The organism is Ruegeria sp. BK1 (assembly GCF_056535645.1).
The window spans coordinates 1,013,364-1,037,325 of record NZ_JBQFIS010000001.1 but is presented as its reverse complement, the minus strand read 5'-3'; the positions used below and the strand labels follow the sequence as shown (position 1 = coordinate 1,037,325).

The 23,962-nt window shown below is 57.8% G+C and carries 27 protein-coding genes and 1 tRNA gene; 13 read left to right on the top strand and 15 right to left on the bottom strand.

The window, feature by feature from the left end; genetic code table 11:
• Positions 1-98: 98 nt before the first annotated feature.
• From ACR3E7_RS05150 to ACR3E7_RS05140, 3 genes are all read left to right on the top strand, one after another.
• A complete protein-coding gene (locus ACR3E7_RS05150; protein ID WP_480504319.1) occupies positions 99-1,094 on the top strand; it encodes an NADPH:quinone oxidoreductase family protein in 996 nt (331 codons plus the stop codon).
• A gap of 136 nt (positions 1,095-1,230) precedes the next feature.
• The gene (gene aroQ, locus ACR3E7_RS05145) at positions 1,231-1,677 is read left to right on the top strand and encodes a type II 3-dehydroquinate dehydratase (protein WP_480504320.1); all 447 of its coding nucleotides are present in this window, start codon (positions 1,231-1,233) and stop codon (positions 1,675-1,677) included.
• Positions 1,677-2,432, top strand: a complete 756-nt coding sequence (locus tag ACR3E7_RS05140; RefSeq protein WP_170769744.1) for a helix-turn-helix transcriptional regulator — start codon at positions 1,677-1,679, stop codon at positions 2,430-2,432. Before aroQ ends, ACR3E7_RS05140 begins: the two co-directional genes overlap by 1 nt.
• 367 nt (positions 2,433-2,799) lie before the next feature.
• On the opposite strand, the gene tsf is transcribed toward ACR3E7_RS05140, so the two are convergent.
• From tsf to ACR3E7_RS05115, 5 genes are all read right to left on the bottom strand, one after another.
• The gene (tsf, locus tag ACR3E7_RS05135; RefSeq protein ID WP_170354186.1) at positions 2,800-3,675 is read right to left on the bottom strand and encodes a translation elongation factor Ts; all 876 of its coding nucleotides are present in this window, start codon (positions 3,673-3,675) and stop codon (positions 2,800-2,802) included.
• A 77-nt stretch (positions 3,676-3,752) separates the two neighbouring features.
• The gene (gene rpsB, locus ACR3E7_RS05130) at positions 3,753-4,535 is read right to left on the bottom strand and encodes a 30S ribosomal protein S2 (RefSeq protein ID WP_170769743.1); all 783 of its coding nucleotides are present in this window, start codon (positions 4,533-4,535) and stop codon (positions 3,753-3,755) included.
• Positions 4,536-4,702: 167 nt separating this feature from the next.
• The gene (gene olsA / locus ACR3E7_RS05125; RefSeq protein WP_480504321.1) at positions 4,703-5,539 is read right to left on the bottom strand and encodes a lyso-ornithine lipid O-acyltransferase; all 837 of its coding nucleotides are present in this window, start codon (positions 5,537-5,539) and stop codon (positions 4,703-4,705) included.
• A 3-nt stretch (positions 5,540-5,542) separates the two neighbouring features.
• Positions 5,543-6,298: an L-ornithine N(alpha)-acyltransferase gene (gene olsB, locus ACR3E7_RS05120; protein ID WP_480504322.1), complete on the bottom strand. Its 756-nt coding sequence runs from the start codon at positions 6,296-6,298 to the stop codon at positions 5,543-5,545.
• 97 nt (positions 6,299-6,395) lie between these two features.
• The gene (locus ACR3E7_RS05115; protein WP_480504323.1) at positions 6,396-6,578 is read right to left on the bottom strand and encodes a DUF3553 domain-containing protein; all 183 of its coding nucleotides are present in this window, start codon (positions 6,576-6,578) and stop codon (positions 6,396-6,398) included.
• Positions 6,579-6,621: 43 nt separating this feature from the next.
• On the opposite strand from ACR3E7_RS05115, the gene ACR3E7_RS05110 reads away from it, so the two are divergent.
• Entirely contained in the window at positions 6,622-7,218 is a 597-nt protein-coding gene (locus ACR3E7_RS05110) for a histidine phosphotransferase family protein (RefSeq protein WP_480504324.1), read from the top strand.
• Here the strand turns inward: ACR3E7_RS05110 and ACR3E7_RS05105 are convergent.
• The 8 genes from ACR3E7_RS05105 to ACR3E7_RS05070 form a co-directional block, all read right to left on the bottom strand.
• Positions 7,215-8,477, bottom strand: coding sequence for a glutamate-5-semialdehyde dehydrogenase (locus ACR3E7_RS05105; RefSeq protein ID WP_480504325.1), 1,263 nt, complete (start codon positions 8,475-8,477; stop codon positions 7,215-7,217). The genes ACR3E7_RS05110 and ACR3E7_RS05105 overlap by 4 nt on opposite strands.
• 22 nt (positions 8,478-8,499) lie before the next feature.
• Positions 8,500-9,606 (bottom strand): glutamate 5-kinase, encoded by a 1,107-nt coding sequence (proB, locus tag ACR3E7_RS05100; protein ID WP_480504326.1) that lies wholly within the window; start codon positions 9,604-9,606, stop codon positions 8,500-8,502.
• Complete coding sequence (gene obgE, locus ACR3E7_RS05095) at positions 9,594-10,628, bottom strand: GTPase ObgE (protein WP_480504327.1); 1,035 nt, start codon at positions 10,626-10,628, stop codon at positions 9,594-9,596. Before obgE ends, proB begins: the two co-directional genes overlap by 13 nt.
• Positions 10,629-10,665: 37 nt before the next feature.
• Positions 10,666-11,202: a GNAT family N-acetyltransferase gene (locus tag ACR3E7_RS05090; protein ID WP_480504328.1), complete on the bottom strand. Its 537-nt coding sequence runs from the start codon at positions 11,200-11,202 to the stop codon at positions 10,666-10,668.
• Between the two features lie 249 nt (positions 11,203-11,451).
• Positions 11,452-11,721, bottom strand: coding sequence for a 50S ribosomal protein L27 (rpmA, locus tag ACR3E7_RS05085; RefSeq protein WP_010440093.1), 270 nt, complete (start codon positions 11,719-11,721; stop codon positions 11,452-11,454).
• Positions 11,722-11,732: 11 nt separating this feature from the next.
• A complete protein-coding gene (locus ACR3E7_RS05080) occupies positions 11,733-12,350 on the bottom strand; it encodes a 50S ribosomal protein L21 (protein WP_480504329.1) in 618 nt (205 codons plus the stop codon).
• Between the two features lie 208 nt (positions 12,351-12,558).
• Positions 12,559-13,356 (bottom strand): DUF2059 domain-containing protein, encoded by a 798-nt coding sequence (locus ACR3E7_RS05075; RefSeq protein WP_480504330.1) that lies wholly within the window; start codon positions 13,354-13,356, stop codon positions 12,559-12,561.
• Positions 13,356-14,198 (bottom strand): DUF2059 domain-containing protein, encoded by an 843-nt coding sequence (locus ACR3E7_RS05070; RefSeq protein ID WP_170769732.1) that lies wholly within the window; start codon positions 14,196-14,198, stop codon positions 13,356-13,358. The genes ACR3E7_RS05075 and ACR3E7_RS05070 overlap by 1 nt, the downstream gene beginning before the upstream one ends.
• A 124-nt stretch (positions 14,199-14,322) precedes the next feature.
• Here ACR3E7_RS05070 and ACR3E7_RS05065 point away from each other — a divergent pair.
• From ACR3E7_RS05065 to ACR3E7_RS05025, 9 genes are all read left to right on the top strand, one after another.
• Positions 14,323-14,412: transfer RNA gene (locus ACR3E7_RS05065), tRNA-Ser, on the top strand.
• 180 nt (positions 14,413-14,592) lie between these two features.
• Complete coding sequence (locus tag ACR3E7_RS05060) at positions 14,593-14,997, top strand: hypothetical protein (protein ID WP_480504331.1); 405 nt, start codon at positions 14,593-14,595, stop codon at positions 14,995-14,997.
• A 160-nt stretch (positions 14,998-15,157) separates the two neighbouring features.
• The gene (locus tag ACR3E7_RS05055) at positions 15,158-16,186 is read left to right on the top strand and encodes an alcohol dehydrogenase catalytic domain-containing protein (protein WP_480504332.1); all 1,029 of its coding nucleotides are present in this window, start codon (positions 15,158-15,160) and stop codon (positions 16,184-16,186) included.
• A gap of 74 nt (positions 16,187-16,260) precedes the next feature.
• Positions 16,261-17,136, top strand: a complete 876-nt coding sequence (locus ACR3E7_RS05050; protein WP_170786729.1) for a branched-chain amino acid ABC transporter permease — start codon at positions 16,261-16,263, stop codon at positions 17,134-17,136.
• Positions 17,137-17,140: 4 nt separating this feature from the next.
• Positions 17,141-18,238 carry a branched-chain amino acid ABC transporter permease gene (locus tag ACR3E7_RS05045; RefSeq protein WP_170769728.1) on the top strand — a complete coding sequence of 366 codons (1,098 nt, stop codon included), beginning with the start codon at positions 17,141-17,143 and terminating at the stop codon, positions 18,236-18,238.
• Positions 18,235-18,999 (top strand): ABC transporter ATP-binding protein, encoded by a 765-nt coding sequence (locus ACR3E7_RS05040; protein ID WP_170769727.1) that lies wholly within the window; start codon positions 18,235-18,237, stop codon positions 18,997-18,999. The genes ACR3E7_RS05045 and ACR3E7_RS05040 overlap by 4 nt, the downstream gene beginning before the upstream one ends.
• Complete coding sequence (locus ACR3E7_RS05035; RefSeq protein WP_170790951.1) at positions 18,996-19,769, top strand: ABC transporter ATP-binding protein; 774 nt, start codon at positions 18,996-18,998, stop codon at positions 19,767-19,769. The genes ACR3E7_RS05040 and ACR3E7_RS05035 overlap by 4 nt, the downstream gene beginning before the upstream one ends.
• A 5-nt stretch (positions 19,770-19,774) precedes the next feature.
• Complete coding sequence (locus tag ACR3E7_RS05030) at positions 19,775-21,661, top strand: AMP-dependent synthetase/ligase (RefSeq protein ID WP_480504333.1); 1,887 nt, start codon at positions 19,775-19,777, stop codon at positions 21,659-21,661.
• Positions 21,662-21,690: 29 nt separating this feature from the next.
• Entirely contained in the window at positions 21,691-22,851 is a 1,161-nt protein-coding gene (locus ACR3E7_RS05025) for an ABC transporter substrate-binding protein (protein ID WP_480504334.1), read from the top strand.
• Positions 22,852-22,907: 56 nt separating this feature from the next.
• Here the strand turns inward: ACR3E7_RS05025 and rpsI are convergent, their stop codons facing one another.
• Both rpsI and rplM read right to left on the bottom strand, forming a co-directional pair.
• Positions 22,908-23,393: a 30S ribosomal protein S9 gene (gene rpsI / locus ACR3E7_RS05020; RefSeq protein WP_039535473.1), complete on the bottom strand. Its 486-nt coding sequence runs from the start codon at positions 23,391-23,393 to the stop codon at positions 22,908-22,910.
• Between the two features lie 6 nt (positions 23,394-23,399).
• Complete coding sequence (gene rplM, locus ACR3E7_RS05015; protein WP_170711488.1) at positions 23,400-23,858, bottom strand: 50S ribosomal protein L13; 459 nt, start codon at positions 23,856-23,858, stop codon at positions 23,400-23,402.
• Positions 23,859-23,962 lie beyond the last annotated feature (104 nt).

Sequence of the window (23,962 nt, the reverse complement as noted above, 5' to 3'; positions counted from 1 at the left end):
GTCTGCATACGCGTACCGCTGCAACGTCATATCCTTGACAACGTATCGGGCTGCGCCAAACTTCCTCCTGTAGGAATAACAGGGATAACGGGGTCAACATGCAAGCTTTACTCAGCGTCGCTCCGGGTGGACCAGAAACTTTGGAACTGACCACCCTGCCCGATCCGCAGCCGGGCAAGGGCGAGTTGTTGGTGGGCGTCAAAGCCGCCGGGGTGAATTTTCCTGATACGCTGATGATCCGGGACCTCTACCAGATCAAACCGCCGCGCCCTTATGCTCCGGGTGGCGAGATTGCGGGTCAGGTGCTGGCGGTAGGTGAAGGTGCCGCTGGGTTCGAAGTCGGCGACCGTGTGTTGGCGCTGACCGGTCATGGCGGCTTCGCAACACATCTGACTATTCAGGCTTCGACTGCGGTGAAGTTCCCGGATTCCATGCCCTTTGAGGATGCCGCGTGTTTCATCTTTACTTACGGCACCTCTTATCATGCTCTGAAGGATCGCGCGGCGCTGAAGGCTGGCGAAACCCTGTTGATTCTGGGGGCTGCGGGTGGAGTAGGAACCGCTGCCATCGAATTGGGCAAGGCAATGGGCGCGCGTGTCATCGCCGCCGTGTCATCGGAAGAAAAAGCCGCGTTCTGTCGACAAGTTGGGGCGGATGATACAATCGTTTACGCGACCGAAATGGATCGGGACGCGCAAAAGGCTTTTTCATCCGATATCAAGGCGTTGGCTGGGCCAGTTGGTGTCGATGTTGTCTATGACGCGGTCGGCGGAGACTATGCGGAACCCGCATTGCGTGCGATGGCGTGGGGTGGTCGTTTTCTGGTGGTGGGATTCCCGGCTGGGATTCCCAAAATTCCGCTGAACCTGCCACTGTTGAAAGGCTGTCAGATTGTCGGAGTGTTTTGGGGCGCTTCGGTCTTTAGAGACCCTGCAGGACACGCGGAGAATGTGCAGGAACTGTTCCAGTTCTACGACGCTGCCAGGATCAAGCCGCAAATCAGCACGACGTTTCCACTGGAAAAAGCCGCTGAGGCTTTGTCCTTACTATCCGGGCGCGGTGCCTTGGGCAAAATTGTCGTGACGATGCTCTGACAACCCTACAATAAGAGCGGGCCGGTGTTGCGTTGCAGCACTGCGTTCGGGCAACCAGGAAAGTGACGCAGCGCTGGCGGTGGACAAGGGGACCCATTGGCGTTTAAGAACCAAAAAAACGGGAATAGTGAAAAAAATGCGTAAAGCTCTGATTTTAAACGGCCCGAACCTGAATCTGCTGGGCACGCGTCAGCCAGAGGTATATGGTAAAACAACCCTGAAAATGGTTGAGAAAATGTGCGTAACGCACGGAGAAACAATCGGTTTCGAAGTCGCGCACATGCAGTCGAACCATGAAGGTGCCTTGCTGGACGCGATCCACGCAGCCAAAGGGACGCAGGACGGCATCATCCTGAACGCCGGTGCCTATACCCATACGTCTATTGCGCTGATGGACGCTATCGCCTCGGTCGAGCTTCCCACCATCGAGGTGCATCTGTCAAACATCCATGCACGCGAGAGCTTTCGCCATACCTCGTATATCTCGAAAGTCGTCGTCGGCCAGATTTGTGGCTTTGGTGCGCAAAGCTACATCCTCGCGTTGGACGCGCTGGCTGGGTTTCTTGACCGTGAGGGCGCTTAATGAGGCTGAGTGAGTATCTTTATTTCCTGAGCTACACCAAAACGCTTGAGGAATTGTGGGATGCCCACTGCCGCCAAATGGCTGAATACGGCTTCGACCGGCTGTTGTACGGGTATACGCGCTACAAGACCCCGACCTCGTTGGGCGACCCGGAAGATTTTGTTATTCTCACCAACCATACCAAACCCTATCTGGATGGGTTCCTGCGCAGTGGGCTGTATTTTCATGCGCCGATGCTGAAATGGGCGCTGGAAAATGAAGGTGCGGCCAGTTGGCAGATGACGCAGGATATGATGATGTCCGGCGCTTTGACTGCGCAGGAGTTGGAAGTGCTTGAGTTCAACCGCTCGAAGGGTGTTGTTGCCGGGTATACGGTTAGCTTTACGTCAGTGTCGGCGCGGTCGAAAGGTGCGATTTCTCTATCTGCCTGTGGCGCACGGTCTCAGGAAGATGTGGATGCAATCTGGGCAGAGCACGGCGAAGATATTTTGCTGATGAACAATATGGCGCATCTCAAGATCCTGACCCTGCCTTACAACGCTCCAAACAGAGCTCTGACAAAGCGCCAAAGAGAGGCGCTGGAGTGGGTCGGAGATGGAAAAACCACGCAGGATATCGCGCTGCTGATGGGCCTGACAGCAGCCACTGTTGAGAAACATTTGCGTCTGGCGCGTGAGTCGCTGGCGGTCGAAACCACAGCCCAGGCGGTTCTGAAGGCATCTTTTCAAAATCAGATGTTCGTGATGGAGGCCTAAACCCCAATTTTTTGACGCTCACCTGCGTCAATTTACCTAGGGTAAGGAAAACATTACTTTTCGATTATGACGCGTAGTTGCAAAATGAGAGCGTTCCGTGAGTGGTGGCTTTAGCCTGGGAACATTTGGTCGGATCTTTGTGATTTCAGGGCTCTCCGGCCGCTCTGACACAGGGGCGTCTATTCGTCCACGTACCTATGTCGGAAATCCGGGGGGCCTCGACCATCCCCATCATGCGGGGCCCCCCAACCCTATCCTTCAATGCCAGGCGCTTCGGCGTCTTTTTTTGGGCGCGCAAAAAAACCGGCCACGCCTTGCGCGACCGGTTCTTAAAGTGTCCCGGACCCCAAGAGGTCCGGAAAATAGCTTAACCCTGGGCTGCTTTTGCAACTTCGGCGGCGAAGTCTTCTTTTTCCACCACGATGCCTTCGCCAACTTCCAGACGGATAAAGCCGGTGATGGTTGCGCCTGCTTCTTTGGCGGCTGCTTCAACCGTCAGGTCAGGGTTCACAACGAACGACTGGTTCAGCAGAGTCGATTCAGCCACGAATTTCTTCATACGGCCTTCGATCATCTTCTCGATCACCTGCTCCGGTTTGCCGGATTCGCGGGCGATGTCCATCTGAACCTGCTTTTCCTTCTCGACGACCGCCGGGTCCATGTCGGCCTCGGACAGAGCTGCCGGGTTCACAGCTGCGATGTGCATCGCAACCTGCTTGCCGATCGCTTCGTCACCACCGGTCAGAGCAACCAGAACGCCGATTTTGCCCATGCCGTTGGTGGCTGCGTTGTGGACATAAGACACAACTGTGTCGCCCGACAGCTTCGCCATGCGGCGCACCGACATGTTCTCACCAATGGTGGCGATCTTGTCGGTCAGAGTATCGGCAACGGATTTGCCACCCAAGTCAGCCGCCAGCAGAGCGTCAACGTCTGCAACACCTTCGGCTGCAAACGCGATCTTGCCGACCATTTCCTGGAACTCAGCGTTCTTCGCAACGAAGTCGGTTTCCGAGTTCACTTCGACAGCAACACCGTTGCCACCGTTGACGTGAACAGCAACCAGACCTTCTGCTGCGGTACGGCCCGATTTCTTGGCCGCTTTCGCCAGGCCTTTGGTGCGCAGCCAGTCAACGGCCTCGTCCATGTTACCGCCGGTTTCGGTCAGGGCTTTTTTCGCGTCCATCATGCCTGCGCCTGTGCTGTCGCGCAGTTCTTTAACCATTGCTGCTGTGATTGCCATCTTTTGGCTCTCCTCAATTCAAACGGAATTGGGGCAGGTCATACCCTGCCCCATGTGTCAATTACGTGACGGGCAGCTTACGCTTCAGCCGGAGCTTCAGCGGCTTCTTCTGCAACGACTTCTTCAACCGGTGCTTCTTCGAATGCACCCAGGTCTACGCCAGCAGCACCCATCTGAGCGGTCATGCCGTCCAGAGCGGCGCGAGCGGCTAGGTCACAATAAAGACCGATGGCGCGAGCTGCGTCGTCGTTGCCGGGGATGATGTAGTCAACACCGTCGGGCGAGCAGTTGGTGTCGACAACAGCCACAACCGGGATACCCAGCTTGTTGGCTTCGGCGATGGCCAGTGCTTCTTTTTTGACGTCGATGACGAACAGCAGGTCAGGAACGCCGCCCATCTCGCGGATACCGCCCAGCGAAGCCTGCAGCTTCTGCTGGTCACGCTCCATGCCCAGACGCTCTTTCTTGGTCAGGCCTTCTGCGCCGGCTTCCATTGCTTCGTCGATCTGGTTCAGACGGTTGATCGACTGGGAAACGGTTTTCCAGTTAGTCAGCGTACCGCCCAGCCAGCGGTGGTTCATGTAGTACTGAGCCGACTTTTCAGCCGCTTCGGCGATCGGGCCAGCGGCCTGACGCTTGGTACCAACGAACAGAACGCGGCCACCTTTTGCAACGGTGTCACGAACAGCCTGCAGAGCCTGATCCAGCATCGGAACGGTCTGGGTCAGGTCCATGATGTGGATGCCATTGCGCGAGCCGTAGATGAACGGGCCCATGCGGGGATTCCAACGCTGTGTCTGGTGACCAAAGTGAACGCCAGCTTCCAGCAACTGACGCATGGTGAACTCGGGAAGAGCCATGCTATTTTCCTTTTCCGGTTTACGCCTTGGCGGGGGTGAAAGAAGCGGATGCTCCAACCGGCGGGCCTGATGAGGATGTCTCCCTGCAAAAAGCCCAAACCCCGCCTGCGGGTTTGAATGGCGCGCGTATACGGCAGGTTTTGGTGCAACGCAAGAGGCTTTCGCCCCTATTTTTCAAGCCGCGCCAAGCTATGGGCATGACGCACGGCTTTTTCGCAATGAGCAGCCAACGCTTTACGGTTTTCAAAGTCGCTGACCTTGGCGGGTATGTGGTAGATCAACTCGACCCAGCCTTGCCGACGGGCGCCCAGCGTTTTCAGCAAATGCGGACCGAAATCCATATCTCCCCACCACCCATAGAACCTGTTGGGTTGTCCGGCAGGTGCATGGTAAATAACGGAAACCGGCTGCACATACATGAATTCGCGCAGTTCATCTGTAAAGAATGCAGCAAAGAGTGTTGTTTTAAAGGGCAAAACCCTGATTCCATCGGTCGAGGTGCCTTCCGGGAAGAACACCAACTTATGACCTGCGGACAAGCGTTCCTGAAACAACAAGGTTTGCTCGCGCGCCTTTTTACGGTTGCGTTCGATGAAAACCGTACCGGTTGCGCGGGCGAGCCAGCCGATGCCGGGCCACCTTGCAACCTCGGCCTTGGAGACGAAATAGACCCTTTTGCGAGCATTAAGTGCGAAAATATCCAACCACGAGGAGTGATTGGCCACCACTGCCCCACGTTGCGTCATCAACTCACCCGAGCTGCGAAATCCCATCCCCAGAATGCGAAACGCGTTTCGGCAGACGAATTGCGTGATGAAGGGCGTGATTGGGCGACGCACCCCATAGAGCGGTCGTTCGATCAGTCGCAGGATCAGTAGAATAATCAGACCGCCGAAGACTAACACCGCCAGTGGCAGACCACGCAAGATGACCAGAATCCAGCCGATAAGGCCCAACTCAATGGGATCAGGCGCGTCTTCGCTGTGCCAGGATGCGTCGCTCAAGGGTTATGCTCCGGAATAGATGCGCCGTTGGCGCTCGTTCATACGCGCTGTGTCCAGGATCAGGCACACGTCCGTTGTGTTGAAGGCATGGTCGATGAAAGCGCCCTCTCCCACGAACCCGCCCAGCCGAAGATAGGCTTTGATCAGCGCTGGAACCTGCACCATGGCTGCACGGCGATCCAGCGCATCCACGTCCACCAAGTCCATCGGCTGAAACACATCGGGTTGCGCCCGCACCCTCAGGTCTGGCGGGGCGAGGTGGTTGTGATGCAACATCGACAGAGGCTGCTCCAGCACCTGAACATCAGTGCCATGAAAGCTGGCGACGCCGAACAGAACTTCAATCTGGCGCGCGTTCACATAGGCGGCCAGACCGTTCCACAGATGATACATTGCCGTGCCGCCGCGATAGTCAGGGTGGAGGCAGGATCGCCCCAATTCCAACAGCTTGCGACCGCTGTCTTTCAGAACGCTCACATCATATTCGTCTTCGGAATAAAACTGCCCCAGATCTGCTGCACGTTCACCCGGTAACAGCCTGTAAACGCCCACAGTTTCGCCGGTCTGGTCGTCGATGGCCAGCATATGGTCAAAATACTGGTCGAACCGGTCCTGCTCTAGCCCTGCGTCGTGGTCCACCATCTCTCCGCCACCGCCCAGTTCGCGCACGAAAACGTCATAGCGCAGCCGCTGCGCGGCACGCAGTTCGGCCTCGGTCTCGGCGAGTTTGACGGTGAAAGATGGGCCTGTACCCGACATCAGAACGTCCCTGTGGTTTCAGGGCTGATACCGCAGGTGTCGGGGGAATGGCAACATCGCCTGAACCGGTTGGATGTTAACCTTTCCTAAACCAGTTTCACGGATCAAAGACGGGCACCAGGGCGATGCGCGATCCGTCAATCACCACTTTCCCCTGCTCGCGGAAGTTCACGGTGATTTTGCCGCCGATATTGGACTGCACCTGTCCAATGCCCCAATCGGGGAAATCGGGGTGGCGGACAAACATGCCCGGTGCAAGAATGGCATTGAGTTCTGACATGACTGGGCTCCGGGTCCGGCGGCAGATACAGCAGGAGGTACGCATGAGCGCAACAGACGTCAACCTGGCCGAGCTGATCGGCTCGCGGATCTGTCATGATCTGATCAGCCCGATCGGCGCGATCACCAACGGGTTGGAGCTGCTGGAAATGGTTGGCGGCACCCAAGGCCCGGAGATGGAGCTGATCTCGGGCAGTGTCGGCAGCGCAGGCGCGCGTATCCGCTTTTTCCGGGTGGCGTTTGGATCGGCCAGCGATCAACCCCTGGGCCGCGCCGAGGTCAGCGCCTTGCTGAAAGATGTTGAAGCCGCAGGCCGTGTGCGCGTGAGATGGAACCTGACCGAGGCGGTGCCGCGCACTCAGGTCAAACTGGCGTTTCTGGCGCTGATGTGCTGCGAAAGCGCGATGCCCTTCGGGGGTGAGGTTACGATCCGCAACGATGTTGATCAATGGACCGTGACGGGCGTGGCAGACAAGCTGAACATAGAAAGCGATCTGTGGAATAACCTGCCCAAAGGCCGGTTTGCCGATAAGATCACCCCCGCCAAGTTGCAATTCGCCCTTCTGCCGGAAACGGCGCATGCGATGCGGCGGCGGATTACGGCAGAAACCACCGCAACCCGCGTCGAGATCAGGTTTTAGGCGCGGACCGTCCCGTTGCCCCGCACAAGGTATTGAAAACTGGTCAGTTGGGCGGCCCCAACCGGCCCACGGGCATGCATTTTGCCTGTGGCAATCCCGATCTCGGCCCCCATTCCGAACTCGCCGCCATCGGCGAACTGGGTTGAGGCGTTGTGCATCAGGATCGCGCTGTCCAGCCGTTCAAAGAACCGGGCCGCAGCTTGCGGGTCCTCGGTCATGATACAGTCGGTGTGGTTCGAGCCGAATTGACGGATATGCGCGATGGCCTCATCGATATCTGCTATGGGCTTAGCGGCGATGATACTGTCGAGGAATTCTTTACCCCAATCCTCATCCGTCGCTTTCAACGCACCGTCGAGAGCCAAGGAGCCCTCGGCGTGAACCTCAACTCCGGCGGCCAGCAGCGCGGTGATGACATCCCGCCCCAGCGTTTCAGCAATGTCCTGATGGATCAGCAGGCACTCGGCGGCACCGCATATCCCCGTCCGCCGGGTCTTGGCGTTCAGCACGACCTCAAGGGTTTTCGCGGGGTCTGCCGCCTTGTCGATATAGATATGAACAATGCCTTCGAGATGAGCAAAGACAGGAACGCGGGCTTCGCGCTGAACCAATCCGACCAGCCCCTTGCCACCACGAGGCACGATCACGTCTACAAAGTCCGTCATGGTGAGCAATTCCTGAACGGCTGCTCGGTCGCGTGTGGGTACTAGTTGGATCGCGTCTTCAGGCAGGTTTGCGGCCTTCAGACCCTCGACCAAACAAGCATGGATCGCGCCAGACGAATGGAAGCTTTCCGAGCCCCCTCGCAGGATCACCGCATTGCCCGATTTCAGGCACAGCGCACCCGCATCCGCTGTTACATTCGGGCGGCTTTCATAGATCACTCCGATCACACCCAGAGGCGTGCGCACGCGCTGGATATGCAGCCCCGAGGGCATGTCCCATTCGGTCAGAACCTCGCCTACCGGGTCGGTCTGATCCGCCACGGTTCGCAGTCCATCGACCATTCCCAGAATTCGGGATTCGTCCAGCATCAGACGGTCCATCATCGCTGGGCTCAGGCCCTTGTCGCGCCCAAATTCCAGGTCCTTCTTGTTGGCTTCGATAATCTCAGCGCGGCGAGCCCAGACGGCCTCGGCCGCGGCGATCAGAGCGGCGTGTTTGCGTTCTGCACTGGCAAAGGCCAACTCAGCAGCAGCAGCCTTGGCGCGCGCGCCCAAATCGGCCATCAGGGCGGGAATGCTGTCGAAATCCTTCATCTTGGGTGCCTTTCCTGTTGTCCTATAGCGCCAGATCGTCCCGGTGGATCAACACGGCGCGACCGGGATAGCCCAGCGTCGCCTCGATCTCGGATGATTTGCGCCCTTTTATCGCGTCTGCTTCCTGCGCGGTATAACGGCTGAGACCCTGCGCCAAACGCCGCGCCTGCGGGTCGATGATGGCCACAGGATCGCCGCGCTGAAAATCGCCGGTCACTTCGACAATACCTGCAGGCAGCAAGCTTTTGCCATTTCCAAGCGCACGCGCCGCGCCGGCATCCACCACAATCTCGCCACGTGGCTTCATCGCCGAGATCCAGCGTTTGCGCGCCGCGTGCGGATCGACAGTGGCCGTGAACCACGTGCAGTTCGCACCATTCTCAAGCGTATTCAACGGGTTCAAGGGCGATCCTTCGGTAATCGCCATATCGCAACCCGCTGCCGTCGCCATCTTGGCCGCCAGCAATTTAGTCTTCATCCCACCCTTGGAAAGGCCCGAACCAGCGTCACCGGCCATCGCCTCGATCTTGGGCGTGATGTCCTTAATCACATCATAGCGCGTGGCCGAGGCGTCCTCGGTCGGGTTCCCGGTATAGAACCCGTCCACATCCGACAGCAGGATCAGTTGATCGGCGCCGACTGTGACAGCGATTTGGGCCGCGAGGCGGTCATTGTCGCCATATCGGATCTCATCTGTGGCGACTGTATCGTTTTCGTTGACAATCGGGACAACACCCAGTCCCAACAGGGTCTCAAGCGTCGCGCGCGAGTTCAGATAGCGGCGGCGATCGGAACTGTCCTCTAGCGTGACAAGAACTTGCGCCGTGGTGATATTGTGCGGCGCAAGAGCCTCCTCATAAGCGCGGGCCAGCCGGATTTGACCGACAGCGGCAGCGGCCTGAGATTGTTCCAGCGGTAAGGTAGCCATCGGCAGGCCTAGAACCCCACGCCCCAGAGCAATCGACCCAGAGGACACCAGAATAACATCCGTCCCCTGCCCCTTTAGCCATGCCACGTCCTGCGCCAGCGAATGCAGCCAGTCGGACCGCAACAACCCAGTATCCCGATCCACTAGCAAGGCAGATCCGATCTTCACCACCAGACGTTTGGCCGAGGTCAGGGTTGCCAAGGCGCGGCCTCCTCGGTGGGTTTGTGGCGGAGGCGATTGTCGTCAATTTCCGCGCGCAGGGCGCGCAGAACCTCGGTCACGCCCAAATGTGCGACGCCAGACATAGTCATGACGGGTCCGCCTACGGCCTCTTCCAACTCGGCCTTAGCCAATTCGCGTTCCTCATCATCCAGTGCGTCGACCTTGTTCAGCACGGTGATCCGGGGCTTCTCGGCCAGCTCACCGCCGTAAGCCTCAAGCTCGTGAATGATGGTGCGGTAATCCTCGGCCACGGTTTCCGAGGTGCCATCGACCAGATGCAGCAAAACCGCGCAACGTTCCACGTGGCCCAGAAAACGGTCGCCGATACCGCGCCCTTCATGGGCGCCTTCGATCAGGCCGGGGATGTCGGCCACAACGAATTCGACGCTATCCACGCCCACAACACCCAGATTGGGGTGCAGCGTGGTAAACGGATAATCGGCAATCTTGGGCCGTGCGTTCGAGGTGGCTGCCAGAAAGGTTGACTTGCCCGCATTGGGCATCCCCAGCAGCCCCACATCGGCGATCAGTTTCAGCCGCAGCCAGATGGTGCGGTCGATCCCCGCCTGACCCGGATTGGCCCGGCGCGGGGCCTGGTTGGTGGCCGATTTAAAGTGCAGGTTGCCGAAGCCGCCATTGCCGCCCTTGGCCAGAAGCACGCGCTGCCCAACCTCGGTCAGGTCGCAGATCACGGTTTCTTCGTCCTCGTCCAGAATCTCGGTACCAACAGGTACGCGGAGGACAATGTCATCGCCATCCTTACCGGTGCGCTGCTGCCCGCGGCCGGGCTGGCCGTTTTTGGCAAAGAAATGTTGCTGATAACGGAAGTCGATCAGCGTGTTCAGACTGTCTACAACCTCAACCCAGACGGAGCCGCCCTTGCCGCCATCGCCGCCATCCGGACCGCCATATTCGATGTATTTTTCGCGCCGAAAGCTGACGCAGCCGCCACCTCCGGCCCCGGACCGGATGTAGACCTTTGCAAGATCGAGAAATTTCATGACTGTCCCCTACTGCAAAGGCCCCATCGGCCACAAGTCAGAGTTTCTTTGTATATGTCCAGGTGGACACGTTCGCGTCACGCGCCACCGAGTATGTTTCGGCGTCGCCCAGATATTCGAACCCGCAATGGGTCAAGACCCGCGCCGAGGCCGGGTTGTCTTGAAACACGCTGGCGAACATCGTGGCGTTTTCCAGCGGGTTCGCCGCAACCAGCGTTTCCACCGCCATCGAAGCAATTCCGGTGTTCCAATAGACCGGCGCAACCCAATAGCCCACCTCGGACTGGTTGCGATCCAGCCGTGTCAGCGAGATCAAACCGATCAGTTCCGGCCCGCCGTCCTTGGTGGCATCCATCGCCCAGACGTCTTCGTCCCGGTCCTCGGACATGGCGCGGTTCACAAATGCCTCGATCGAACCGGGCGGCAACGGATGCGGAATCCGTGTGGTCATCCGCGCCACGCGCTCATCACCTGCATAATGTTCAATGAGACCCATATCCGACCGGCGCAACGGGCGTAGGTCGAACCGCTCGGCTTCAATCACCGGCTGGTTTATTATCGTCTCAAGCTTCATGAGTGCGGTCCTCCTCCGAACAACACGTAAATTGCGGACGCAATAGTAAAACCAATTACAGTCCACATCAGATATTTGCGGCCCAGACGATCTTCAACCGCGTGGGCAATCCGTCCCTGAAACAGGGGCGGTATTGTGCTTGCTGCGTGTGTCATCGGGCTCATAGGTCAAAACTGTGTTAAAAACGAGAAAAGGGACCGGCATTTTCTGCCGGTCCCCCATTTATTTCTAAACCTTTAGGGTTTCGGCTTACTCTGCGGCCTCCGCCACTGGCAGGACCGAAATAAAGGTGCGGTTCTTGAGTCCCTTGTGGAACTTCACGGCGCCATCAACAGTTGCAAAAATGGTGTGATCTTTGCCCATGCCCACGCCTTCGCCCGGCCAGAACTTGGTGCCGCGTTGACGTACGATGATGTTGCCTGCGATGGCCGCCTGGCCACCATAGAGTTTCACGCCAAGGCGGCGACCAGCAGAGTCGCGACCGTTACGGGAGGAACCGCCAGCTTTTTTATGTGCCATTCTCTCTCTCCTTAGCCTTGAGCCAGCTCTTTGGCTTGCTCAACCCATTCGGGCTTCACTTTGATGGTGTCGATAGCAGCAATCTGCTCGTCCGACAAGGCGGCCAGAGCGGCAAAGCTCTCGATACCTGCGTCGTTCAGCTTTTTGGCAGCGGCGGGGCCGACACCGTTCAGCTTGGTCAGATCGTCAGCAGCAACCGCAGCGGCGGCGGGTGCTTCTGCCTTGGCTTCAGCTTTCTTGGCAGGCTTTGCAGCAGGTGCCGCTTCGCCAGCCGGTGCAGAACCGGTAGCTGCTTTGATGCCCGACTTGTCAGCGCCCGACGACAGGATGTCGGTGATTTTGACCAGTGTCAGTTTCTGACGGTGGCCAACGGTACGCTTCGAGCTGTGCTTACGACGGCGTTTGACGAACTTGATGACCTTGTCACCCTTGATCTGTTCGATCACTTCGGCCTGTACGCCTGCGCCTTCAACGAAAGGTGCGCCAACAACCGGAGCGTCACCGCCCAGCATCAGAACATCGTTGAATTGAACTTTTTCACCTGCGTCGGCAGCCAGCTTTTCAACGCGGAGGATATCACCCGCCTGAACCTTGTACTGCTTGCCGCCAGTCTTGAGGACCGCAAACATGCGTTTTTCCTTTGTCTAACCGCGTTCTGTGGTCCCCTTGCGGGTGTTGCCGGCTTTCGCCACCTCGAACAGCGCGCCCTTTTCGGGCCGTGTGACGACCCTTGGGATAGTCCCGATGGGTCAATAATAACGAGACCCGGCGCGGAGGAACCGGCCGGGATGCGCGCTTATCCATAGAATGCGAGGGAAAGTCAACATCAAAAGCAACTCAAAGATCAGAGCCGCGCAGTACCTGTGAAACGGCAAGACCCAACCGGTAATAGATCTTGTCATAGGTGCGGTCGAAACTGTCGAAAAAGGCCTCGTTCACGGCGCGGCCGGTCTGAGTCCGTGAAAAGGCGATGTTCTCGCGCAGTTGCGCCTCGTCCAGCGGTTGATAGGCCATCAGAAGGAAAGAATACAGCCACGTACGCGTTTCTTGCGTGATGGCGTCTTTTTCAGCGAGAAGCTGGGCCAGAACCTCGCCATCATCGCCGCCAATTTCGGAATTCAAGCCTCGGAAAAAGTTATAATCTGCGCTCACGGCGCTTTTAACATTCTTCTCGATCAACTCGTTGACCTCGATATACTCATCCACCAGTTGGAAGAATGTGCTGTCCTGATCCTGTGCGGAATACGCGTCTTGCGCCATCTCTTCTATGGTGTCGTCCTGAAAAGCCTGACGGGCAGAGTTTTCAAGCCGCACAACGGTCTGTCCCAGATCGCTTTCGAAAAACAGCACGGCGCGTTCCATTTGGCTGTCTGACAGCGTTTCCACAAAGGCGGTGGAAAACTGGTCGCGCATCCAGTCGGGATCATAGATCATATCGACTTGTGTTGCGAAATAGGCCCCGCCTGCCCCGTCCAGCATCGTTGTGTTGATCTCTTGCGCCTGCATCTGCCCTTCGTGGCGCAGCAGTTCGATCACCTCGTCCATGTGCAGAGCCGTCATCAAACGGTCAATCTGCTCGGCGACCGCTGGGGTCACACTCAGGGCAAGTGAAAGGACGGCCGCCAGCAGTCGCATCAGATGTCCTGTGCTGGGTGAAGATCGGCCATCCGCGCGGCCAGAACTTCGAATTTCATCGCCATGATTTCATATTGGATGGCATTGAGCAGCTCATAGACCTCTTGCATCAAGGGTTGTTCTAATGCGTCAGCATAGGCGGTCACGTCGGCATCCGAGAAATCCTGATACGTGTAGGCCGCGCCAGCCAGTGCCGAAAGCTGAATGGCTTGCCGCATGGCGCCTTCGTTCTGTTTCATCAACTCACGCAGATCGCCCGCATCCATTTGAAGGTCGATCACACCGGACGCGCTTGCGGCCAGCAGAAACCGGATCTGGATTTCCTGCAGCGCCCGCAGCGCGGTGCCGCTGGAATCGATCGCATTGTTCATGCGCTTCAACTCTTCGACCCGCTGTGACCCTTGCTGAATCAGGTCGGCGACGATCTTCTGGCCCTCCAACTGCTTGGCATCTTCGTCTTCGTGGATATGAGCGGCGTTTTCCGCCACGACCAGCCGCTGCCCCAGATCCGAGGCATAGAATTCGACCGCGTGTGTCAGCGCCTCATTGCTGAGCGTTTGTTCCAGAATAGCCACTGCGGTTTCATGCATATCATCAGTGTCGAACACCTCTTCGGTCAGACGCGCCCAGTCCGACCCGAACCCTTCGGGATCAATCCCCAACATCTGCGGAGCCGAGGCCGAGGCCAGCGCGATACTTTGCAGCGCGACGTCAAAGCCTGTGGTGGTCAGAAACGCTTCGATCCGGTCGCGATCCGCTGTGGCCGCATGGGACGGCAACGCGGCCAGCGCGAAAAGAAGCAGTGAAACGGGCAATGCGAAGAAGCGAGCGATATGTGTCATGGACATAGACCCTAGGTGATTTACGCCATCAGGCAATGGAAAATCCCAGAAGAGTGAATTTGGGGAATTTTCTGCTTGCACCCCTGCGCGTTCCTCACTAAATCCCCCCCTCACAGACCCCCGCGGAGAGGTGCCGGAGTGGTCGAACGGGGCGGTCTCGAAAACCGTTGTGGGTGCAAGCCCACCCAGGGTTCGAATCCCTGTCTCTCCGCCACTTTCCCTAGTGACGCCCAATTCCGAAACTGCCGCCGGACGGCGTGTTCTTGCCTGCTGGTTGGGCCGTATCGGCACAAGGTAGCCCAATTCGCCCGGGTGACGCTTGGCGCACGCAATTCCCCTTGGGCAATGCATATATTCAAATCATCTTAAGTTTATAAAACTAAAGGAGATTCGTATGATGCAGAAACTAATTCCAGCCATCCTTGTGGCAGCGATCGTGGCGGGCGGTTATTATTACCTCAATACGTCAGAGACGCCTGAACCGGCAACGGCGACGGCCCCGGATGAGACACCATCTCAGACCATTGGGGAAACAGCCAGCCAGCTTGTTGATCAGGCTGGCCAGGAAGTCGCCGCTCTGGCCGATCAAGGACAGGACCTGATGAACCAGTGGATCGAAGACGGGATGCTGACCGTTCAGAATTTCGACTACGATACCCTTATGGCCTCGGTTCAGGACAGCGATCTGGCGCAGGACATCAAAACACAGGCCACAGCTATCTTGGAGGAGATCAAGGCCTCGCCCGAAACGCTTGCCGCGAAAATTCAGGAACTGCGAGAGTTGTTGAACGCAAATTGAGTTCTGCAATTGCCTGCGCCGTTGCGCGACGTAAGCTTTGCCCTGCGTTGACCCTTGCCGGATCACGTGATTGGCTGGCCTGAGGGTTACAATGCCAACAGACGTTTTTGTATCAAACCATACACGGGATGCTTCAAGCTGTTGTTTTCAGGGGATTGAAATGAACACACCGCCATCAACCATGTTTGCCGTTGTTCAGACACAGGACGGGTATTCGGGAACGGCCACCGGCCCAGTATTGGAAGACGCCGCAGAATGGTTGAGTGAAGCGGAGTTGCCGGTGCCCGCTCCGGGCCCCGGTCAGGTGTTGATCAGGCTGCGCGCGGCCTCGGTAAATCCGTCGGATATTCACTTTATCAAAGGCGAATACGGCCAGCCCCGCGTTAAGGGAGCCGCCGCAGGGTTTGAGGGATGCGGCGATGTGGTTGCGACAGGTGCCGGGGCCGAAGTCCTGAACGGTCAGCGTGTGGCCTTCGTTGCGGCGGGCGCCGGGGCGTGGGCTGAATATGTGGTGACACAGGCGATGATGTGCATCCCCCTGAGGCCCGAGATTTCGGATGAGGACGGCTCGGCCCAGATCGTGAACCCGATGACGGCCATGGCGATGGTGGATATCGCGCGAAATGCCGGCGAGGCTTTCATAGTCTCTGCCGCGACAAGCCAGTTGGGCAAGCTGATGTGCAGTTTGGGTCGCGATCTGGGCCTGAAACCCATTGCCATCGTGCGCCGGGCGGATGCGGTAGACAGTCTGAAGGATCTTGGCGCGCATGAGGTTCTGGTGACGTCTAACCCGGACATGCCGAAAAAACTAACCGACTTGTGTCACGCGCTGAAACCGCGCGTTTTCCTGGATGCGGTGGCCGACCAGATATCCGAGCAGGTGTTTTGTGCCATGCCAAACGGCGCGCGCTGGGTCTGTTATGGCAAGCTCAGCCCCGATCTGCCCAAACTAACCCAGATGGGCCAGATGATTTTCATGGGTAAGCAGATCGAAGGCTTCTGGCTAACCAAGTGGATGACCACCACCCCGCCCACCGATCAGATGCGGGTTGTGGCCGAGGTTCAGGCGCGTTTCGCCGATGGTCGTTGGAAAACAGATGTTGCAGATCGCCTATCGCTCAGAAACGTGGTGTCAGAACTGGCCCATGCGCTAAAAAAGAGTGACGGAAAGGTGATTATCACCCCATAGTAGAACAAAGCCCTTTGGCCATCGTGGCCGAGGGGGACGAAGAATGCCGGGCAAACCGGTATTGGGAGGTGAAGTTGGATAACGCGCAGCTGCTGATTAGCGGGCTGGCGAATGGCTGTGTCTACGGCCTGATCGCACTCGGTTTTGTTCTGATCTACAAAGCGACCGAGGCGGTGAATTTCGCGCAGGGCGATTTCATGATGCTGGGCGCGTTCGTCACCATCGGCCTGACCAATACCGAATATATGGGGCTGCCATTCTGGTTGGCGCTACCAATCTCATTGGGGATCATGGGAGCGTTGGGGTATCTGCTTGATCGGTTGATCATCCGACGGCTGTTCGGAGAAAGTCAGACGGCTGTGGTAATCCTGACCATCGCCTTGGGCTTTGTGATCCGGTTTGTGGCCGGGCTGATCTGGGGGCACGAGCCGCAGACGCTTCAGAACCCGCTGGCTGGGAAAGAGGTGCGGTTCGGCGGGCTGGTGCTGGGGATGGAGGATGTGGCTGTCATCATCGTCACCATCCTGCTGACATGGGCGCTGTATGTTTTCTTCAGCCGGACCAAGTTAGGGCTGGCAATGCAAGGCGCCTCTCAAAACCAGTTGGCCGCTTACTACATGGGCGTTCCGGTCAAGCGGGTGCAAGGGTTTATCTGGGGTCTTGCGGGCGTGGTCGCTGGGATCGCGGGTATCCTGTTTGCCGCCAAGGGGTCGGTCGATCCGACCACGGGTCTGCTGGGGATCAAGGCGTTTGCCGCCGCCGTGATCGGCGGGTTCGGCAGCCTGCCCGGTGCGCTGGCCGGAGGGCTGATCGTCGGTGTCATTGAACCCTTTGCCAGTCGCTATATCGCAGCAGGCTACAGCCAGATTGCGCCTTATGCGCTGTTGCTGGCTGTGCTGATCTTCCGCCCCAACGGGCTGTTTAGTCAGGTTCGGGTCAAGAAGGTTTAGCCAGATGCGGATTGTATTCAAAACCGACTACATGCAGGATATCCGGCCATGGAAAGATGGCCATCAATTGGTCCTTTATCTGATCCTGCTGGCGGTGGTGGCTGCGGCCCCGTGGTGGTTGGACGATTTCTATCTGGGTGAACTGACAAACGTCCTGATCTGGGCCATCGCAGGTCTGGGCCTGATGGTTCTGACAGGCCACACGGGGCAAGTCAGTCTGGGTCACGCGGCTTTCCTGGCCTTTGGGTGCTATGCTAACGTAATCCTGCTTGAGGCGGGCGTGCCCTTCCTGATCGCCTTTCCGCTGGCTGGTATCCTGACCGGTATTGCGGGCGTGACTGTCGCGATCCCTGCCCTGCGGTTGCATGGCATTTATCTGGCAATCTTTACCATGGCCCTGTCCATCCTGATGGATGATGTCATCGTCTTGGCCGAGCCGATCACCGGCGGCGTTGGTGGCAAGTTCATCGGAGGCGTCGACATCTTTGGCCTGACGATCGACCGCTGGGGCACTCCGGTACATTTCTTCTGGCTGGTGCTGGTGGTCGCCGTTCTGGTGACGCTGGGTTTTATTAACTTGCTGCGCGCGCCTTTGGGACGCAGTTTCATCGCCGTGCGCGATTCCGAGGTTTCGGCGCAGGCGATGGGTGTCGATATCGCGCGCACCAAGATGATATCTTTCGCTTTGTCCTGTGCCGTCACCGGATGGGCGGGTGCGCTGATGGGGATGTTCTCGGGCGCGTTCAACAATGAGACGTTCAGTGTCGTGATCTCGATCCAGTTGCTGATGATGATCGTGATCGGCGGGCTCGGCTCGATCCACGGCGCGTTTCTAGGCGCAATCATCGTGGGGTTCCTGCCGCAATTCTTGTCGATTTCAAAGGAATATGTGGGTGCCCTGTTCGGCGGCAACACCGTTGCCATTCCTGGGCTGGAATTCGGCATCTTCGGCATGATCCTAATTGCCTTCATCCTGTTTGAACCGATGGGCATGTATGGCCGATGGCTGAAAATACGCACGTGGTTCGAGCTTTTCCCGTTCTACCGCAAGGACATGTTCAAGCGTCAGAAATCCTACCTCAAGACGGAGCGCCTGAGATGAGCCTGCTCGCGTTCCAGAACGTAACCCTGAAATTCGGTGGCCTCACGGCGGTGAATGACTTGTCCTTTTCGGTCGAAGAAGGCGAGGTCTTTGCCATTGTCGGCCCCAACGGCGCGGGTAAGTCGACGGTATTCAACCTGATCTCACGCTTCTACGACCCGTTTGCAGGCTCTATTCGGTTTGACGGACATGATTTGCTGCAGGTCAAACCCTCTGGCGTGGCAGCCTATGGCGTGGCGCGGACGTTCCAGAATATCGAACTGTTCGAACATGCCACCGTGTTGCAGAACCTGCTGGTCGGACGGCACCGCCATCGAAAAACAAACCTGATATCAGAGGTTCTGTTTCTGCCCTCGGCCCGGCGGCAAGAGCTGGAAAACCGCGAAAAGGTCGAAGAGATCATAGATTTCCTCGACCTGCAGGCCTACCGCGACAAGATGATCTCTGGCCTGCCTTACGGCGTCCGCAAAGTGGTCGAGGTTGCCCGTGCACTGGCCACGGAACCCAAACTGTTGTTGCTGGACGAACCTGCATCCGGCCTGTCGGTCGAGGAGACGTCGGATCTGCGCTGGTGGATCGACGATATCCGCAGGCAGATGGGGATTACGGTGCTGATGGTCGAACATGACATGGGGCTGGTCTCAGGCGTGTCTGACCGCGTGTTGGCGATGGCTGATGGTGCGATGCTGGCGCTGGGAACACCGGCCGAGGTGCAATCCCACCCGGCTGTGGTCGAGGCCTATTTGGGGAAGGCCTCATGAGCGCGCCCATCCTGACCATCCGCAATGTCGAAAGCTTCTACGGCCCGATCATGGCCATTCGCGGCGTGTCGCTGGATGTGCATCCGGGGCAGATCGTATCGATCCTGGGCGCAAACGGCGCAGGCAAGACTACGCTGATGAAGACTGTGTCCGGGGTGATGGACCCCGAAAAAGGCAAGATCAACTTTGATGGCGATGAAATCCAAGGGTCCGAGCCGCATAAGGTCGTGCAAAAAGGCATCGTCCATGTCCCCGAAGGGCGCGAGGTGTTCCCCCTGATGACCGTGGACGAAAACCTCAGCCTCGGGGCCTATACGGCGACCGACAAGGGGCAGATCGACCATGACCGCGAGCTGGTGTTCTCTTACTTTCCGATCCTGAAAGAGCGCCGCAATCAAGAGGCCGGAACCCTGTCGGGCGGACAGCAGCAAATGCTGGCCATCGGGCGCGGGCTGATGGCGAACCCTAAGATCATGCTGCTGGACGAGCCCTCGCTGGGTCTGTCACCGCTGCTGGTGCAGGAGATTTTCGGCATCCTCAAACGCCTGAATGACGAACAGAACATGACCATGATGCTGGTCGAACAGAACGCCAATGCCGCGCTGGAACTGGCCCATCATGGCTATGTGATGGAAGTCGGCCGTATCGTCATGGACGGGACGGCAGATGTGTTGATGCAATCCGAGGACATCCAGAATTTTTATCTGGGCGTGCAGGAAGACGGCGCGCGGGAAAACCGCCGCTGGAAACGCAAGAAAACCTGGAGGTAAGCGGCATGAATATCAGCACCCTGCCCCCTCAGACCAAGATCAACGGCATCCAGTTCAACGCTACCCCCGGCCAACGCCCCGTGCTGGTGGATGAATGCATGACGATCTGCGCGTTGTTTCAGAAACGCTGCGCCGATTTGGGCGACCGCACTGCACATCGGGAAAAGGATTTCGGCATATGGAAGTCCTATTCCTGGGCCGATTACTGGCAACATGCCAAGTGGATCGGGCTGGCCTTACGGAAGCTGGGGCTGCAACGGGGCGAGGTTGTCTCAATCCTGTCCGAGGACCGCAAGGAGTGGGCGTGGTTCGATATGGGCATCCAATGTGTGGGCGGCATTGCTTCGGGCATCTACACCACCGATTCTGCCAAACAATTGAAATACCTTGTGAATGACAGCGACAGTCGCTTTCTTGTGGTCGAGAACGAAGAACAGTTGGACAAGTTCTTCGAGGTCGAAACCGAGCTTCCCGGTCTGCTGAACGTCATCATCCTCGAGGATGAGGGCCTGCATGATCTGAGCCACGACCGCTGCTTGATGATTGGCGATCTGTATGACATCGGACGACGGGCTGAAGCCGAAGAGCCTGACCGGTTCGAAGCCGAGATCGCCCTGGCCTCGCCGCAGGACACGGCTCTGTTGGTCTACACCTCGGGCACCACTGGGGCGCCTAAGGGCGCGATGCTGAGTCACGAGAACATCCTGGCCGCGATTGAATGCGGTGCGCACGCCCTGCCCTCGCTGGAAACGGATGAGCAGCTTTGCTTTCTGCCGCTGTGCCATATCCTGGAACGTGATGTATCGGTTTACCTGCCGCTTGCGTCGAAATGCGTGGTGAATTTCGCCGAAAGCCCCGAAACCGTGTTTGCGAACCTGCAAGAGGTCTCGCCCAGCACCTTTACCGCCGTCCCGCGGGTGTGGGAGAAGATCTATTCTCAGGTTCAGATTCTGGCGCAGGACGCCACCCCCGCAGGGCGCGCCGCCTTTGGGATGGCCGTGAAAGCGGGTATGGCGCGGGCCGAGTATATCCTGGCCGGAAAGCCGGTGCCCGCCGCTGTGAGCGCGCAGTTCTGGCTGTGGGACCGTTTGGTTCTGCGCAATCTGCGGCGGATGCTGGGGCTAGACCGGATGCGGCGTGGCGGCACCGGAGCGGCGCCCATCTCGGCTAACCTTCTGAAATGGTACTGGTCCATCGGGGTGCCCATTGTCGAAGGGTTCGGGATGACCGAAACCTCGGGACTGGCGACGCTGAACACGACCGAGCACAACAAAATCGGCACCATTGGCCGCGCGGTGCCGGGCAATGATGTGCGTATTGCAGATGACGGTGAAATTCAGATCAAAGGTTTGAATGTTTTTCAGGGCTATTGGCGCAACAATGCCAAAACCGCCGAGACCTTCACCGCCGATGGCTGGCTGCGCACAGGCGATATGGGGCAGATCGACGGCGACGGCTATGTGACAATCACCGGGCGACTGAAAGACATCATTATCACGGCCGGCGGCAAGAACATCACCCCGGCCGAGATCGAAAGCCGCCTGAAATTCAGCCCCTATATCTCGGACGCTGTCATAATCGGCGACCAACGAAAGTTCCTGACGGCGCTGATCATGATCGACCAGGAGAACGTCGAGAAGTTTGCGCAGGACCGCAAAGTTCCGTTTTCGAACTTCGCCTCACTCTGTGCCGCGCCTGAGGTACGCGATCAGATCAGGGCTGAGGTCGACGCGGTAAACAAGGAATTTGCGCGGGTCGAACAGATCAAGGATTTCCGCCTGATCAACGTGTTGCTGACCGCCGATGACGAAGAGCTGACGGCCACTATGAAGCTGAAACGCAGCTTTGTGGAAAAGAAACACGCAGATCTCATTGAAGATATGTACAATTAGATAAGGGTTTACCCAAAGGGAGGAGAAACATGAGGAACGTGATCAAACAGCTGGCCACCGCCACCGCTTTGACGGCTGCGGCAACTGTTGCAGGTGCTGAGACACAAGGTGTGAGCGACGATGAGATCGTCATCGGCTCGGTCAACGATTTGAGCGGTATTTTCGCTGCCGTCGGAGTTCCGGCCACCAAGGGCGCAAATGTAGTGTTTGACCGCGTGAATGCCGAAGGCGGCGTGCACGGGCGCAAAATCCGTTTCGTGGTTGAGGATAACGGCTATCAGATGCCGCGCGCGATGCAGGGCTATAACAAGCTGCTGAACCGCGACAAGGTGTTTGCCATGCTGCAGTCACTGGGCACGCCGATGAACGTGGCCGGATTCAAACTGCTGGACCCGAAAGGTATTCCCAACGTTGCGCCTCTGACAGCCGCACGGCAAATGCTGCAAGAGCCGATGAAGAATAAGTTTACCTCGTTCTCGACTTATTTTGATCAGGCCCGGATAGGGGTGAAATATCTGAACGGCGAATTCGGATCACAATCCGTGTGCACCATGTACCTGCCCACCGATTTCGGCGAAGAAATTCAGGAAGGCAGCAAAGCAGGGGCGGAAGAGGCTGGTATCGCATTTGTCGCTGAAACCACGCACAAACCGGATGAGACGGATTTCGTCGGCTCTCTAAGCAAGCTCAAGGAGGAAGGCTGCGATATCGTCACAATGGCTTTGGGAGTGCGGCAGGCCATCACAGTGGTTGGCACGGCCAAAAAGATGGGGCTAGTGGATATGAAATTCCTTGGTACTTCGGCCAGTTTCCTGACCGTGGTTGCGCAAGTACCCGGTGGCGTAACCGATGGGTTCTATGCAGCGGCCTCCTGGCTGGACCTCTGGGCTCGCGCGGAAGAGCCTGCCCCGGCCGCATTCATCGCCGAATACAAGGAGGCCACGGGCGAAGACCCTGTCGGTTTCTCGATGCTAGGCTATTCGGCCGCCGAGATGATGGTCAAAGCGCTAGAGGCCGCAGGCCCTGACCTGACCCATGACAGCTTTATAGCGGCGATGGAGACCCTGAACTACAAGGATGATCTGGTCGGAAACCAGATCACCTATGGTCCAGACGACCATCAGGGCGCGGATACTGTCTTTGTCAGCGTTGTCGAAGATGGGGCTTGGAAACTGGTCTACGAAGAATAAATCAAAGAAAAAGGGCTCGCCGAGGCGAGCCCTTTCCAATTCGGTGTCCGTGGCGATTAACGCTTCGAGAACTGGAACGAACGACGCGCTTTGCGCTTACCGTATTTCTTACGTTCCACAACGCGGCTGTCGCGGGTCAGGAAGCCAGCGGCTTTCAGCGCGCCACGCAGCGAGGGATCATAGAGCTGCAGCGCTTTCGAGATGCCGTGCTTGACCGCACCGGCCTGACCGGTCAGGCCACCGCCTTTGACGGTTGCAACAACGTCGAACTCACCTTCTACACCGGCAACCTGGAACGGCTGGCGCAGGATCAGCTGCAGAACGGGACGAGCAAAGTACTTGTCCTGGTCCTTGCCGTTCACGGTGACTTTGCCGGAACCCGGCTTGATCCAAACGCGTGCAACAGCGTCTTTACGCTTGCCGGTGGCGTAGGAACGGCCCAGCTCGTCGCGCACGGGTTCACGCACGATGACTTCTTCGGCCACGGTTTCAACGCCTGCGACGGCGCTCAGCTCTTCGAGAGTATTGATCTGATCAGCCATCGGTCATTAGCTCCGGGTGTTTTTCTTGTTCATGGACTTAACGTCCAGAACTTCGGGCGCTTGCGCCTCATGGGGATGATCGCCACCGGCGTAAACGCGCAGGTTGGTCATCTGCTTGCGCGCCAGGCGGTTGCCCGGCAGCATACGCTTGACGGCCTGAACGACAACGCGTTCAGGATGTGCACCTTCCAGAATCTGCTGTTTGGTGCGCGACTTGATGCCGCCCGGGTGGCCAGTGTGCCAGTAGAAGTTCTCTTCGCGCTTCTTGCCGGTCATCTGGATTTTGTCAGCGTTGATCACGATAACATTGTCGCCCATGTCCATGTTCGGGGTGAACGACGCTTTGTGCTTGCCACGCAGGCGCATGGCGACGATCGAAGCAAGACGACCCAGAACAACGCCCTCGGCGTCGATCAGGATCCATTTCTTGTCGATGTCTGCAGGTGTTGCAGAAAAGGTTTTCATGGCAGGATAGTCCTGTTTGATGTGAAAGACCGCCCCCGTGTGGAGCGGCCCGAATTCGATGGAGCGTATTTAGAGGGGAGCGTTGCGCAGGTCAACTGCAGTAA